14 protein-coding genes are annotated in these 13,925 nt (G+C 68.0%); 10 read left to right on the top strand and 4 right to left on the bottom strand.

Annotated features, from left to right (window positions below; translation table 11 throughout):
- Window positions 1-103: 103 nt before the first annotated feature.
- Window positions 104-574, top strand: a complete 471-nt coding sequence (locus OLX23_RS18755; protein WP_264446563.1) for a VOC family protein — start codon at window positions 104-106, stop codon at window positions 572-574.
- A 157-nt stretch (window positions 575-731) separates the two neighbouring features.
- Here OLX23_RS18755 and OLX23_RS18750 read toward each other — a convergent pair whose 3' ends face one another.
- Window positions 732-1,460 (bottom strand): transcriptional regulator, encoded by a 729-nt coding sequence (locus OLX23_RS18750; protein WP_264446561.1) that lies wholly within the window; start codon window positions 1,458-1,460, stop codon window positions 732-734.
- Window positions 1,461-1,604: 144 nt separating this feature from the next.
- Between OLX23_RS18750 and OLX23_RS18745 the strand changes: the two genes are divergently transcribed.
- Genes OLX23_RS18745 through OLX23_RS18720 form a run of 6 tightly spaced genes read left to right on the top strand, consistent with a single transcriptional unit; the run spans window position 1,605 to window position 7,441 of the window.
- On the top strand, window positions 1,605-3,086 hold the full coding sequence (locus tag OLX23_RS18745; RefSeq protein ID WP_264446560.1) for an aldehyde dehydrogenase family protein: 1,482 nt from the start codon (window positions 1,605-1,607) through the stop codon (window positions 3,084-3,086).
- 3 nt (window positions 3,087-3,089) lie between these two features.
- Complete coding sequence (locus OLX23_RS18740; protein ID WP_264446559.1) at window positions 3,090-3,872, top strand: carboxymuconolactone decarboxylase family protein; 783 nt, start codon at window positions 3,090-3,092, stop codon at window positions 3,870-3,872.
- A 4-nt stretch (window positions 3,873-3,876) separates the two neighbouring features.
- A complete protein-coding gene (locus tag OLX23_RS18735; protein WP_264446557.1) occupies window positions 3,877-4,632 on the top strand; it encodes an SDR family NAD(P)-dependent oxidoreductase in 756 nt (251 codons plus the stop codon).
- A gap of 6 nt (window positions 4,633-4,638) precedes the next feature.
- Window positions 4,639-5,445, top strand: a complete 807-nt coding sequence (locus OLX23_RS18730; RefSeq protein ID WP_264446556.1) for an NAD(P)-dependent oxidoreductase — start codon at window positions 4,639-4,641, stop codon at window positions 5,443-5,445.
- 5 nt (window positions 5,446-5,450) lie between these two features.
- Window positions 5,451-6,236, top strand: coding sequence for an SDR family oxidoreductase (locus OLX23_RS18725; protein ID WP_264446555.1), 786 nt, complete (start codon window positions 5,451-5,453; stop codon window positions 6,234-6,236).
- On the top strand, window positions 6,233-7,441 hold the full coding sequence (locus OLX23_RS18720; protein ID WP_264446554.1) for an NAD(P)-binding domain-containing protein: 1,209 nt from the start codon (window positions 6,233-6,235) through the stop codon (window positions 7,439-7,441). The genes OLX23_RS18725 and OLX23_RS18720 overlap by 4 nt, the downstream gene beginning before the upstream one ends.
- 175 nt (window positions 7,442-7,616) lie before the next feature.
- Here OLX23_RS18720 and cofH read toward each other — a convergent pair whose 3' ends face one another.
- From cofH to cofE, 3 genes are read right to left on the bottom strand one after another with little or no spacing between them, the layout of a single operon-like run.
- Window positions 7,617-9,953, bottom strand: a complete 2,337-nt coding sequence (cofH, locus tag OLX23_RS18715) for a 5-amino-6-(D-ribitylamino)uracil--L-tyrosine 4-hydroxyphenyl transferase CofH (protein WP_264446553.1) — start codon at window positions 9,951-9,953, stop codon at window positions 7,617-7,619.
- Window positions 9,954-9,959: 6 nt separating this feature from the next.
- Window positions 9,960-10,901 carry a 2-phospho-L-lactate transferase gene (cofD, locus tag OLX23_RS18710; protein WP_264446552.1) on the bottom strand — a complete coding sequence of 314 codons (942 nt, stop codon included), beginning with the start codon at window positions 10,899-10,901 and terminating at the stop codon, window positions 9,960-9,962.
- Window positions 10,898-11,692: a coenzyme F420-0:L-glutamate ligase gene (gene cofE / locus OLX23_RS18705; RefSeq protein WP_264446551.1), complete on the bottom strand. Its 795-nt coding sequence runs from the start codon at window positions 11,690-11,692 to the stop codon at window positions 10,898-10,900. The genes cofD and cofE overlap by 4 nt, the downstream gene beginning before the upstream one ends.
- A gap of 97 nt (window positions 11,693-11,789) precedes the next feature.
- Between cofE and npdG the strand changes: the two genes are divergently transcribed.
- Genes npdG through OLX23_RS18690 form a run of 3 tightly spaced genes read left to right on the top strand, consistent with a single transcriptional unit; the run spans window position 11,790 to window position 13,910 of the window.
- Window positions 11,790-12,443: an NADPH-dependent F420 reductase gene (gene npdG / locus OLX23_RS18700; protein WP_264446550.1), complete on the top strand. Its 654-nt coding sequence runs from the start codon at window positions 11,790-11,792 to the stop codon at window positions 12,441-12,443.
- 1 nt (window position 12,444) lies between these two features.
- Window positions 12,445-13,032: a 2-phospho-L-lactate guanylyltransferase gene (gene cofC / locus OLX23_RS18695; protein ID WP_264446549.1), complete on the top strand. Its 588-nt coding sequence runs from the start codon at window positions 12,445-12,447 to the stop codon at window positions 13,030-13,032.
- Between the two features lie 20 nt (window positions 13,033-13,052).
- Window positions 13,053-13,910 (top strand): SDR family NAD(P)-dependent oxidoreductase, encoded by an 858-nt coding sequence (locus OLX23_RS18690; protein ID WP_264446548.1) that lies wholly within the window; start codon window positions 13,053-13,055, stop codon window positions 13,908-13,910.
- Window positions 13,911-13,925 lie beyond the last annotated feature (15 nt).

The raw sequence follows: 13,925 nt of genomic DNA, 5'->3' as shown, positions 1-13,925 counted from the left end.
CTTCTCGCGGTCACCCAAGGCCGTTCGAAGGATAGCGGGATCCCGGGTCTAGCCCGGGATGACGGCAGGGGTTTTTGATCAGAGACGATTGGGAGATACCGGAATGCTCGAAGGACAGCTCTACCAGCTCGGCTTCGTCTGCGACAATCTCGAGGAAGGGATCGACCAGTTCCGCGGTCGCGGCCTGCCGCACGAGCCGCACATCATCGAGGTCGACCAGCCGGTCAACGGCCCCGACGGCCGCGAGGTGATCAACAAGGTGCGGCTCTGCTTCATCTGGATCGGCGATATCCAGTACGAGCTGATCCAGGCGATCGAGGATCCGCTGGGAATCTATGGCAACGCCCCGTCGAACGGCGGACCGCTGCGCTTTCACCAGGTCTGCTTCCGCGTGAAGGACTGGGCCGACTTCCGCAAGCGTGTCGACGAGCAGGACCTGCCCCTCGCGATGGAGCGCGACATGGGCGGCGACAACCTCAAGTTCCTCTATCTCGACGGCCGCAAGCAGTTCGGTCACTACCTCGAATATACCTGGATGACCGACGCCGCCTGGGATCAGATCCGGCGGATGTGATCGCCCCGAGGTATCCTGAATTTCCGACCGTCGCCCCTGCGTAGGCAGGGGCCCATCTGACCGCGCCTCCACGCGCCTTTCGCTTCAGAGCGAAAGCTCGGTTGGGCCCCTGCCTGCGCAGGGGCGACGGAAAGACGAAAGCGCTACGGCAGCGCGCTCAGTCCGCAGCGCCCCGCTGACGCTCGATCCAGCCAAGCACGACCTGGCGGTTGCTGCGATCGGCCTCGAACCGCGCCAGCGCCTCGTCGCGCGCGAGGATCGCGTCGATGATGCGATGCCGCCCCGCCTTCCAGCCCGCGATCGACGCGCCCTCGTGGTAGATCGACGGCGTCCCCGTCGGCCGGCTCGTGGCGAAGCGCAGGGTCACGCGCGTCAGCAGCTCAAACAGCGGCCGCTCGACCATGCGGAACAGCAGGTCCTGGAAGGCCTCTTCCCACGCGCCGGTGTCGACATCGCGCGCGCATAGATCGACCCGCTCGGCGATCGCCCGCAGTTCGGGATGGAATGCCGCATCGCCCTCGCGCGCGGCGGCGGCGCAGAGCTCGTTGAACAGCAGCGAGGTCATGTCGAGCGCCTCTTCCCAGCCGTGCGGGCGCGTGCGCATATAGGCCGCGAGCGAGCGTTCGAGCGCCGCCGCGTCGGGACGCTTGCCGTAATAGCCGCCGCCCGGACCGCGCCGGACCTCCAGCGCACCCTCGTGCTCGAGCAGGCGCGCGGCCTGCTGCATCGTGACGATGCCCACGCCCAGCAGCTTGGCCAGATCGGGCAGCGATCCGATCAATTCCTCGGGCTCGCGCGCATAGATCAGCTCGCGCAGCCGCTCCGTGGTCTGCTGCACGAGCTGGCGCTTGCCCGCGCCACCCTTAGCCTCGCCATCCTCAACCATCAGTCATTTCCAATTATATGCATGTTATTATCGATCGGGGACACGATACGTCGATACGAATCCGCTTGCCAGCCTAAAAACAGGCATATTAAAGTCTCGTTCGACTCGCACGCGGACACGCCGCGTCGTTATGGAGAGGACATCATGGCCTTCAGGCAACCGACGGCGGGCGACCTGCCGCGCTTTCCGCTGATCATCGGCGACAGCCGCGAAGAACAGGGCAGCGGTGACACGCTGGCCCACGTCTACCCGGGCACCGGCACGGTCACCCGTGAGATCCGCATGGCCAATGCCGACGACGTCGATCGCGCCGTCGCCGCTGCCCGCGCCGCCGCCCCCGCCTGGCGCGCCCTGCCCGGTGACCAGCGCCGCAACCTGTTCTTCAAGCTGGCCGCGCTGTTCGAGGCGAAGAGCGCCGAATTCGCCCCCAGCCTGATCGCCGAGAACGGCTCGGTTTCGTCCTATGCTCCCTACATGGGCTACGACGCCGCGCAGAAGTTCCGCTATTTCGGCGGCTGGTGCGACAAGATCCACGGCCGCACGATCCCAATGTGGGGCGGCCCGGCGCACGACTACGTCGCCTATGAGCCTTACGGCGTGCTGGGCATCATCGTGCCATGGAACGGCCCGCTCTTCGCCGCGACGATGGTCATGGCCCCGGCGCTCGCGGCGGGCAACACGGTGGTGCTGAAGTCGCCCGACCTCGCGCCCTACAGCGCGATGAAGCTGGTCGAGCTGATCCAGGAGGCGGGCTTCCCCGCGGGCGTGGTCAACCTCGTCACCGGCGCCGCCGACGTCGGCGAGGCGATGGTCTCGCACCCCGGCATCGACAAGATCGAATTCATCGGCTCGGGCGCCACCGCCAGCAAGGTTCTGGCCAACGCCGCACGTTCGCTCAAGCCCGTGGGGCTCGAGCTCGGCGGCAAGTCGGCGGTGATCGTGTTCGACGACGCCGACCTGATGAACGCGGTCAAGCGCGGCATGTCGGGCGCGATCTCGGCCAATGGCCAGGGCTGCGTCAACGGCACCCGCCTGCTCGTCCAGCGCGGCATCTACGACCAGTACCTGCAGACCCTGGCGGGCATGGCCAGCCACATCCCGGTCGGCGATCCTTACGATCCGTCGACGGTGCTCGGCCCGGTGATCTCGCAGACCGCGCTCGACCGCATCACCGGCATGATCGACCGCGGCGTGTCCGACGGCGGCCGCGTGATCGCCGGTGGCCAGCGGCTCGGCGGCGACCATTCCGACGGTTACTTCCTGCCCGTCACCGTCCTCGCCGACGTGCCCAACGACTGCCACATCGCCCAGAACGAAGTGTTCGGGCCGGTGCTCGTCGTCACCCCGTTCGACACCGAGGAAGAGGCGATCGCGCTGGCCAACGGCACCGAATACGGCCTCGGCGCCTATGTCCACACCAAGGACCTGCGCCGCGCGCACTACGTCACCGGCCAGCTCCAGGCGGGCATGATCCACGTCAACGGCGCAGGCGAGGCGATGCAGCCCAACGCGCCGTTCGGCGGCTTCCGCAAGAGCGGCCATGGCCGTCTCGGCGGAATCGAGGGGCTCCGCGAGTTCCTCCAGCCGAAGAACATCTGGATGAACCTCGCGGCACCGGAGGGCTGATCGATGACCCTGCTCGATCCCAAGGAACGCTCGGACCGCGGCCAGGCGCTGCAGACCGAAGTCAACGGCCAGCCGGCCCAGGCGCCGGTATCACCGGTCGACGAGTCGATCCGTGATTTCGTCTATGCCGAGGTCTGGAGCCGGCCCGGTCTCGACCGACGCTCGCGCTATCTGATCTCGATCGCCAGCGCGGTGATGAGCGCCGCGCCCGAAGCGATGATCGACGGCTACGTCCGCGGCGCGCTCAAGAGCGGCGAGCTGACGCTCGATGAACTGCGCGAAGGCGCGCTGCACCTGGCGGTCTACGGCGGCTGGCCGCGCGGGCTCGAATGGGATGCGGCGAACAATCGCGCGCAGCAGGCGCTGGGGCTCAAGCCCGCGAACTGCCCGCCGATCCGCGCCGAAGCCTGGGATCCCGTCGCGCGTGGCGAAAAGGGCCAGGCCGAGTTCACCAAGACGATGACCTTCCCCGGCGGCCCCTCGTCGAACCCGTTCCAGGAAGCGATCAACAACTTCGTCTTCGGCGAGATGTGGTGCCGTCCGGGCCTTGACGAGCGTTCGCGCCGCTGGATCACCCTGGTCGGCGTCGCCAACAGCGCCGCCGAGATCCCGATCAAGTCGCACTTCCACGCCGGCATGGCGAGCGGCAACTGCACCCGCGAGGAAATGCTCGAATTCTCGCTGCAATACGGCGTCCACGCCGGCTGGCCCCGCGCCTCGCTGGTCAACGGCGTGATCATGGAAATGGCAAAGAAGGTCGAAGCCGGCCTTCCCTGGCACGGGTGAACTGATGGCACTTCCGATAGACATGAAAAACAAGGTCGCGCTGGTCACCGGCGCAGCCTCGGGACTTGGCCGCGCGACGGCGATCAAGCTGGCCGAAGCCGGCGCGAGCCTGGTGATCGTCGACGTCCAGGCCGAGGCGCTGGCCGAGACCGCGGGGCTGCTGGGCGGCGCCGAGGTACTGGTACACCAGGCGAACCTTGCCGATCCGGCCGCCTGCAAGAACGCCGTGGCGGCGGCGGTGACGCGCTTCGGCCGGCTCGATGCGCTGTGCAACATCGCGGGCATCATCAAGTTCGCCAACAGCCACGAGATGGACCAGGAGCTCTATCTTCGGACCATCGCGATCAACCTCAACGCCCCGTTCTTCCTCTCGCAGGCCGCGATCCCGCACCTGCTCGAAGCAGAAGGCGCCATCGTTAACTGCGCCTCGACCGCGGCCTTCGTCGGCGAGGCCTATGCCGCGGCCTACTGCGCATCGAAGGCCGGGCTCGTGCAGATGACCAAGGCCATGGCGATGGAATATGTGCGCAAGCCGATCCGCATCAACGCGGTCGCGCCGGGCGGCATGATCACCAATATCGCCAACGGCATGACCATGCCCGAAGGCGTCGAATACGACCTGATCCAGCGCTTCTCGGGCCTGCGCGGCACGGTCGAGGTGGACGACGTCGCCGACCTGATCACCATGCTCGCCTCACCGGCGGGCCGTTCCTATCACGGCGCCTGCGTCTCGATCGACGCTGGCATAACGGCAGGCTGATCCACCATGACTGAAACCATCGGCTTCATCGGCGTCGGCAGCCAGGGCGGCCCCATGGCGCATCGCATCGTCGATGCCGGCATGGACCTCGTCGTCTGGGCGCGGCGCCCCGAAGTGCTCGAAGCCTATACGGCCAAGGGCGCCAAGGCCGCCGCCACCGTCGCCGAACTCGGCGCGGCCTGCGACCATGTCGGCATCTGCGTGGTCAACGATGCCGACGTGCTGTCGATCACCGACCAACTCATCCCCGTGATGAAGCGTGGCGGGCGCATCGCCATCCACTCGACGATCCTGCCCGAGACCGTTGCCAGGCTCGAAGCCCAGTGCGACGCGGCCGGCCTCTTCCTGATCGACGCCCCGGTCAGCGGCGGCTCGCCCGGCGCCGAGGCGGGCACGCTGACCGTCATGTGCGGTGGCCGGCAGGAGGCCTACGAGGCCGCGCTGCCGGTGTTCCAGACCTTCGGCCGGCTGATCCCCTTGCTCGGTCCCGCCGGCGCCGGCCAGCGCGCCAAGATCGTCAACAACGCGATGCTCTCGGCGCACATGGGCGTCGCCCAGGCGGCGATCGAGGCGGCGACCGCGCTCGACATCGATCGCCAGGCCTTCGTCGAACTGATCGGCGCGAGCAGCGGCAACTCGTTCGGCTTCGGCGTCTTCGCGCGCCTGCCCTCGCCCGCGGCCTTCACCACCGGCGCGCCAATGCTGCTCAAGGACATGAACCTGCTCAAGGCGATCCTGCCCGACCACCTCGGCGCCGACGAGATCGCCGCCATTTCCGCGCGCTTCCTCGCCGCGGCCAATCCCGGAGTTTGATAGAAATGGCATTCACCCTCGACCAGTTCCGCCTCGACGGCAAAGTCGTCGTCGTCACCGGTGCCGGCGGCCGCGGCAATTCGATCGGCCGTGCCTATGCGCTCGGCTTCGCCAATGCCGGCGCCTCGGTGGTCGTCGCCGACCTCAACAAGGACGGTGCCCAGGCCGTCGCCGACGAGATCATCGGCGCCGGCGGCAAAGCCATTGCTGTCGGAGTGGACGTCTCCAGCGAAGAGCAGACCCTTGCCATGGCCGCAGCCGCGAAGGCGGCCTTCGGCGGCGTCGACATTCTGATCAACAACGCCGCGCTGATGGTCGACGTGTCCTACGACGACCTCGAAACCGTCTCGCTCGACGCCTGGAACAAGGCCTTCGCGGTCAACACCACCGGCGCGCTGCTCTGCGCGCGCGCGGTCGCACCGTCGATGCGCGAGCGTGGCGGCGGTGCCATCATCAACCAGACCTCGGGCGGCGCCTTTCCCGCCACCGGGCTCTACGGCATCACCAAGCTCGCGCTGGTCGGCCTGACCACCTCGCTGGCCAAGCGCTATGGCAAGGACGGCATCACCTGCAACGCGATCGCGCCGGGCAACGTCAAGTCCGACGCGGGCAAGATGCTGGTGCCCGACGACAGCCCCTTCATCCAGTTCCTGCAGATGACCTGCGCCACCCGCCCCCGCGGCGAGCCAGAGGAACTGGTCGGCACGGCAATCATGCTGAGCTCGCCGGCCGGAGCCTGGATTACGGGTCAGGTCATCCACATCGACGGCGGCTGGGTCATGCGCCCGTGACCTCGAAAACGCCGATCAAAGCCGGTTTCATCGGGCTCGGCAGCCTCGGCGCGCCGATCGCCCGGCGGCTCGCGCGCCAGGGCTTCGATCTGATCGGCTGCGACATCTCGGAAGCGATGCTCGCCGCCTTCGACGAGCCCGGCACGACGCGTTCGAACGATCCGATCGAGACCGCGCGGCAATCCGACATGCTGGGCATCTGCGTGCGGACCGATGCGCAGTTGCAGTCGCTGGCCGGCGACGGGTACCTGTTCGAGGCGCTCGGCGCAGGTGGTCTCGTGCTACTCCATTCGACGGTTTCGCCCGAGCTGGCGCGCGAACTCGCGGCGCAGGCCAAGGCCGTCGGCGTGGGTTTCGTCGACGTCGGCTCCTCGGGCGGCCAGCCCGCGGCGCTCGAAGGCAAGCTGTCGCTGTTCATCGGCGCCGACGACGCGGACCTCGAGAAGGCACGCCCCTGGCTCGAGGCGATCGGCAGCCAGCTTTCGCACCTCGGCCCGGTCGGGCGCGGGCAGGAAGGCAAGCTGCTCAACAACCTGATCTCGATCGCCAACTACGGCATGTCGGCCTCGATCATCGATCTCGGCGTCGACATGGGCTTCGACCGCCAGCAGCTGATCGATGCCTTCATGGCCGGATCGGCGCAAAGCTTCGCGCTGCGCGTCGGCCCCGGCATGGTCCAGCCCAAGCCAGGTGCGATCGGTGCGCCGGCCAGCCTCCAGGGTCTGCACGACCTGCTCAAGAAGGACGTCGACCACTGCCGCGACCTGCCGGTTTCGGAAACCCTGGCGCTGTCGGGGCTGGTCGCCGCGGCCGACGTCATGCTGGCGCGCCTGCGCCGCGCTGCCGTCGAAGCCGATGGCCAGGCGCGGCCCGCAGATCCGAACCTCACGGTCGACGCCTACTTTGAGGCGGTCCGCGCCAAGGACATCGATGCCTGGATGGCGCTGTTCGCCGAGGACGCCAGCTATGCCCTGCCCAACGGACAGAGCTTCCAGGGCAAGCCGGCGATCCGCGAGTTCCAGCAAATGGTGTTCGGGTCGGGTTCGCCCTTCCCCACGCCGGGCGCGCGCTTCGTCGGGGCGGAAGGCATCGCGGTCGAGATCGAGGCGCAACTGCCCGATGGTTCGGTGCGCAACACGACCAACCACTATCGGTTCGACGACAGCGGGAAGATCGCGTCGCTGACGGTCTACATGCGGGGCTAACGCGAACCGTCGGCCTCTGCCTCCCGAAGACAGTGCTCTATCGCATCGGTGCTTGTTCACGCCTCACGTCACCCCGGACTTGATCCGGGGTCCCGCTCTTTTCCTTCGGGCGCAACGCTGAAAAGGCAGCGGGATCCCGGGTCAAGCCCGGGATGACGAACCAAGGTAACTTGCCTTATGCCACCTCGCTCTCGCGGCTGACCACGTCCTTGTAGAGCGTCGTCCGCTGCTTGAGCGGCCGCCCGGCAGCAGACGCCGCATCAAGCAACTGCTTGACCGTCAGCTCCTGCCCATGGCTGGCCCCCGCCGCGCGGCTGATGCTTTCGTTCATCAGCACCCCGCCAAGGTCGTTCGCTCCCGCCGCGAGCACGGCCGAGGCGCCGTCGACGCCGAGCTTGACCCACGAGCACTGGATCGAGTCGATCTGCCTGAACAGCACGATGCGCGCGACCGCGTGCATCATCAGCGCCTCGCGCCAGGTCGGGCCCTTGCGGCTCTGCCCCTTGCGGTAGAACGGCGCTTCCATGTGGACCAGCGGCAGCGGCACGAATTCGGTGAAGCCGCCGGTCTCGCTCTGCAATCGCCGCAGTTCGAGCAGGTGCGCGGCCCAGTGCTCGGTGCGTTCGAGGTGGCCGTACATGATCGTCGAGGTCGTCGGCAGGCCCACGAGATGCGCGTCGCGCACGACGTCGAGCCACTGCCGCGTGGTCAGCTTGTCGGGGCAGATCTGCTGGCGGATGTCGTCGTGCAGGATCTCGGCCGCGGTGCCGGGCAGCGAGCCCAGCCCGGCGTCCTTGAGCCGCTTCAGATAGTCGCTGACCGAGACGCCGAGTGTCTGCGCGCCCTGCGTCACCTCGAGCGGCGAGAAGGCGTGGACGTGGAGGTCCGGGCAGGCGTCCTTCACCGCCTTGACGATGCTCGCATAGGTATCGCCGGTGTAGCGCGGGTGGATGCCGCCCTGGAGGCAGACTTCGGTCGCCCCCTTGGCGACGGCCTCGCGCGCGCGGTCGGCGATCTCGGACAGGTCGAGGTCATAGGGCTTGTCGCGGAAGCCCGCCTTGCTGCTGGTCTTCGAGAAGGCGCAGAAGCTGCAGGTGTGCGTGCAGATGTTGGTGTAGTTGATGTTGCGGTTGACCACATAGGTCACCGTCTCGCCCTTGGCCTGCTTGCGCAGGTCGTCGGCCGCCTCGACCACCGCCTGGGCCTGGGCACCGCGCGTCGCGAACAGCGCGACGATCTCGTCGACCGACAGCTCATTGCCGCCCGCCGCCTTGTCGAGGATACGGTGCAGCGCCGGCGCAGTCGGACCGTCGTAGCGCCGGCCCAGCGGCAGCGCCGGGCTGGCCGGCGGGTGATCGGACACCCCCGGGCTCCAGCGGCTGTCACGCGCGAGGCCTTCGGCATCGGACAGCTTGAGCACGGCGGGATGGAGCTTGGCGTCGATCCACGAGCGGTCATCGGTGGCGACGAAGCGCGGGTAGATCGTCAGACGTTCAACGAGGGGGCGACCAGCGGCAGCGCAGATCGCCTCGAGCCGCTCGATCTCGGGCCAGGGCGCCTCGGGGTTCACATGATCGACCGTGACCGGCGAGATACCGCCCCAGTCGTCGATACCCGCGTCGATCAGCTCGACCAGCCGCTCGTCGTTGAGGTTGGGCGGCGCCTGGACCGAGACCTCGTCGGGCAGGATGATCCGCGCCGCGGCGACCACGCGCAGGAAATCCTGCTCGGTCGCCTCGGGTGCCTCGGCCATCTTGGTGCCCGGCTTGGGGCAGAAGTTCTGGACGATGACTTCCTGCAGGTGGCCATGCGCAAGATGCACGTCGCGCAGCGCGATCAGCGACTCGATGCGTTCCTCGGCCGTCTCGCCGATGCCGATCAGGATGCCCGAGGTCATCGGCACCTTGGCGCAGCCCGCGGCTTCGAGCGAGGCCAAGCGCACAGCCGGCACCTTGTCGGGCGAGCCGTGGTGCGACTGGCCCTTTTCGAGCAGGCGTTCGGACGTGCTCTCAAGCATCAGCCCGCACGAGGCCGCAACCGGGCGCAGCATGTGGTAGTCGTCTTCGGTCAGCACGCCGGCGTTGACGTGCGGCAGCAGGCCGGTTTCCTTCAGGACCAGCTCGGCGCAGTGGCGGACGTAGTCGATCGTGCGCTCGAAACCACGTTCCGCCAGCCATTCGCGGGCAGCGGCATAGCGGCGCTCGGGCGCGTCGCCCAAGGTGAACAGCGCTTCCTTGCAGCCGGCCGCGGCGCCGTCGCGCGCGATCTGCAGCACCTCTTCGGGCGTCAGGTAGGGTGCGTGCAGCCGCGAGGGCGTCGTTGCAAAGGTGCAATAGTGACAGACGTCGGTGCAGAGCCGCGTCAGCGGGATGAAGACCTTGGGCGAATAGGTCATCCGCTGCGGGCCCAAGGGACCATTGCGTTGGTCGCGGCGGCTGCGGGCTTCGGCCAGGAGGTTGTTCAGCGGTGTATCGAGTACGCGTGCAATCAGTTCACGGTCAGCAAGAGCCATGTCATCCTATCCAAGTCGGGCTGCTGACAGTGCTACGCGCGCGAGCTGCTCCCGTTCAGCGGCTCCGTACATGACTGTTGGGGTCACCGTTGCGCAAATTCCCATGGCGCGCAAGCCCTCGGCGTCGGCGGCATCGGATTCGTCGATGATCAGGTGATCGAGCAGCCCCGCATAGTGCGCGGCGATCGCGGCGTTGCTGTTCTCGCGGCCGAGCTCGCCGAGCAGTTTGCCCAGCGGCCCCTTGAGCGACTGCCCGGCGACCAGCGGCGAGACCGCGACGAAGGGCACCTTGCGCGCGGCCAGGGCCTCGCGCACGCCGTCGACCGCGAGGATCGGATCGACGCTGAGGAACGGGTTCGACGGGCAGAGGATCACCGCCGCCAGATCGGGCCGCGCCAGCGCTTCGGCGAGGCCCGGCGACATCGCCGCGCCCGGCGTGCCGTCGAACCGGATCGCCCGGGCCGCGGGGCGGCACTGCTCGCGCACGAAATAGTGCTGGAAGTCGAGCCAGCCGTCCTCAGTCTGAACCTGGGTTCGCACCGGCGCATCGCTCATCGGTACGACGCGCGGCCCGATGCCCAGCGCTCCGGTCAGTCGCGCGGTGACTTCGGACAGACTCTCGCCCGCGCGCAGACGCCAGGATCGCGCCAAGTGCATCGCCATGTCGCGGTCGCCGAGGTTGAACCAGGTTTCCTCACCCAGCGCGCCGAGGCGTTCCATCGTCCGCCAGGACTCGTCGACCACGCCCCAGCCGCGGACGGTGTCGTTGAGCCCGGCCAGCGCATAGGTCACCGAGTCGATGTCTGGACAGATCGTCACGCCGAGATGTTCGAAATCGTCGCCGGTGTTGACCGCGATCGTCAGATCCTCGGCCGGCAAGACCGCCGCGAGGCCCGCCGCCAGCTTGGCACCGCCGACGCCGCCCGAAAGCGCGAGAATATGGCTCATCGAAACATGTCCTGTTCTACCGGGCGGAGACCCACGGTCATCCCCGGTCCGTCCTCAACCGATACCCATCGGCCCACGCCGCGCACCAGCGCCGCGGGCGTGCCCTCGGCGCCCTCGCCCATCGCCAGCACCGCCGCGCCGGCGACCGCATCCGCCACGGCGATCATCGTCGCCTGCAGGGTGCGCCCGAAAAGATCCTGATCGGCGCCGCGGCGGTCGTCGACCACACAGAGCCCGGCACAACCGATCGCCGTCCCGACCGTACCGATCCGCCAGGCACGCCCCATCGAGTCGGCGATCACCACCGCCGGCGCCGCGCCGGCCAGCGCGCGCAGCTCGGCGCGGATCGCGCGCGCGCTGGCGTCGGGATCGACCGGCCAGAGCAGCACGGTGTCGTCTTCCCCGCCCTCGACATTGGAGGCGTCGATGCCGGCGTTCGCGAGCACATGTCCGGTCTTGTGCCGCGCGATGATCGCGGCCGGGTGCGCGCGCATGATCTCGCTCGACTGGTCGAGGATCAGCTGGACCGCGGCGGCCTCGCGCTGGGTCTCCGCAGCGATCCGCACGGCCTCTTCACCCGCAACGACTTCGCTCAGTCGCGTGGTGCGTCCCTCGCTTTTCGACACGATCTTCTGCGCGACCACGATCACGTCGCCATCGCCGAGCGCCATACCCGTGCGCGTCATCGCTGCGGCGATTTCACGCGCGACCGAACTTCCGGTAGCGAACAGCGGCATGCCATGCAAAGGCACGACGGTGAGCGCTCGGGACGCGTCGTTCTGTTCGCTCACACGAAAAATCCTTCGCAATTTCGTTTTTATCTCTTGGCGTACCCTGCCGCTATCGGCATGAGCCCCTGCAAGCAATGACAGAATCCGGAGAGTAGATATGGCATCCATCGCGGTCATCGGCGGCACGGGCCACCTCGGCAAGGGCATCGCCCGCCGTCTCGCCAAGGCGGGACATGAAGTCACCATCGGCAGCCGCGCGGCGGAAAAGGGCGAAGCCATCGCCGCCGAAATGGGCCTGGGCACCAAGGGCGCGTCGAACGACGACGCCGCGCAGGGCAAGGACGTCGTCATCGTCACCGTGCCCTACGAGAACCAGGAAGCCACGCTCAAGCAGATCAAGGACAAGGTCGGCTCGGCGATCGTCGTCGACACCACCGTGCCGCTGGTGCCGCCCAAGGTCATGCGCGTGCAGCTCCCCGCCGCGGGCAGCGCCGCCGCCGAGGCGCGCGAGCACCTGGGCCCCGACATTCGCTTCGTCACCGCCTTCCACAACGTCGCGGCGCACATCCTCGATACCGACGCCAAGGTTGATTGCGACGTGCTGGTGTTCAGCGACGACATCGAGGCGCGCAACACGGTCGTCGGCCTGGTCAACGACATGGAACTGCGCGGCCTGTCGGGCGGCGCGCTGGTCAATTCGGCCGCGGCCGAGGCGATCACCTCGCTGCTGATCTACATGAACAAGACCTACAAGGCCGACGGCGCGGGCATCCGCTTCACCGGTCTGACCACGGCGCCGGCCATTCCATAAGATGACGGTCTGGGCGATCATACCGCTCAGGGCCACGCCGGAAAGCAAGAGCCGGCTGGCCGGCGTGCTCGACGAGACCGCGCGCGGCGCGCTCGTCGAGGCCATGCTCGCGCGCGTGCTCGCGGCCGCGCAGGGCGCGCGCAACGTCGACGAAGTGCGGCTGATCGGGTCGGCGCGCAGTCTCCCGGCCGAGGTGACCTTAATGGCCGACCCCGGCCAGGGGCTCAACGCCGCCGCCGCGGCCGCCCTCGACGAGGCAGACGGCCAGGCGAACCGGCTGATCGTGATCCACGGCGACCTGCCGCTGGTAACCGCACAGGACATCGAATTGCTCGCCGCCGCGCCCGAAGGAGAGATCGCGATTGCCCCGGACCGCCACGGTACCGGTACCAACGCGATTTCGCTGCCGCTGCCCGCGGCAAGGGGCTTTTCATTCGCCTTCGGGATTGACAGCTTTGCCCTGCACAACGCCGAAGCGGGGCGGATGGGACTCGGGATCAGCGAGGTTCACAGTCCGGGACTATCCCGCGACGTGGACGAGCCCGAAGACCTGTCCGATGCGGCGGACTTGCTGAAATCGGCAAGCTAGAAAAAGAGGATACGGGAAACATGGATGCCAGCGCGATAGACCTTTCCGGCCAGGTGGCCTTCGTCACCGGCGGCGGCGGCGGCATCGGCCGCGCGATCGCTTTGTGCATGGCCGACATGGGCGCCAACGTCGCCGTGATCGACAACGTGCCCGAGCGCTGCGACGAAGTCGCCGCGCAGGTACGCCAGCGCGGCCGCGAGGTCCTGACCTTCCCCTACAACGTCATGGAGACCGACAAGGTCGCCGAGGCCGTGGCCGAGACCGGCGCCAAGTTCGGCCGGCTCGACATCCTCGTGAACAACGCCGGCGGCGTCGCGCGGCGCCACTTCAAGGACCTCCAGGAGAAGAACTGGCGGCGCCACATCGATCTCAACCTGGTCAGCAACCTCGCCGCCACCTCGGCCGCGATCCCGATCATGATCGAGGGCAAGCGCGGCGGCTCGATCATCAACGTCTCGTCGATCGAAGGCTCGCGCGCGGCGCCCGGTTATGCGGTCTATGCGGCCTGCAAGGCGGGCATCAACAACCTGACGCGTACCCTGGCGCTCGAACTCGCCGAATACGGCATTCGCGTAAACACGATCGCGCCCGACATCACGATCACCCCCGGCATTCGCGGCAACTTCACCGGCCCGGTCGACGAGAGCAAGTGGTACGTCCCCGGCCCCAGCGCCGAAGCCTCGGTCGCCGCGCGCGTGCCCGCGGGCCGCGCCGGCGTGGACATGGAATGCGGCATGGCCGCGGTGTTCCTCGCCTCGAAGATGGCCAGCTACGTCACCGGCACGATCCTCCCCGTCGACGGCGGCTCCTGGGCCTCGAGCGGCTGGGTCCGCGACAGCAAGCAGGACTGGATCCTGCCGCCCGAAGTCACCGACTGATTTTTCAAATACTTT

Source organism: Novosphingobium sp. JCM 18896, assembly GCF_025938095.1.
Lineage (GTDB): Bacteria > Pseudomonadota > Alphaproteobacteria > Sphingomonadales > Sphingomonadaceae > Novosphingobium.
This window is presented reverse-complemented; position numbering and strand designations above follow the sequence as displayed.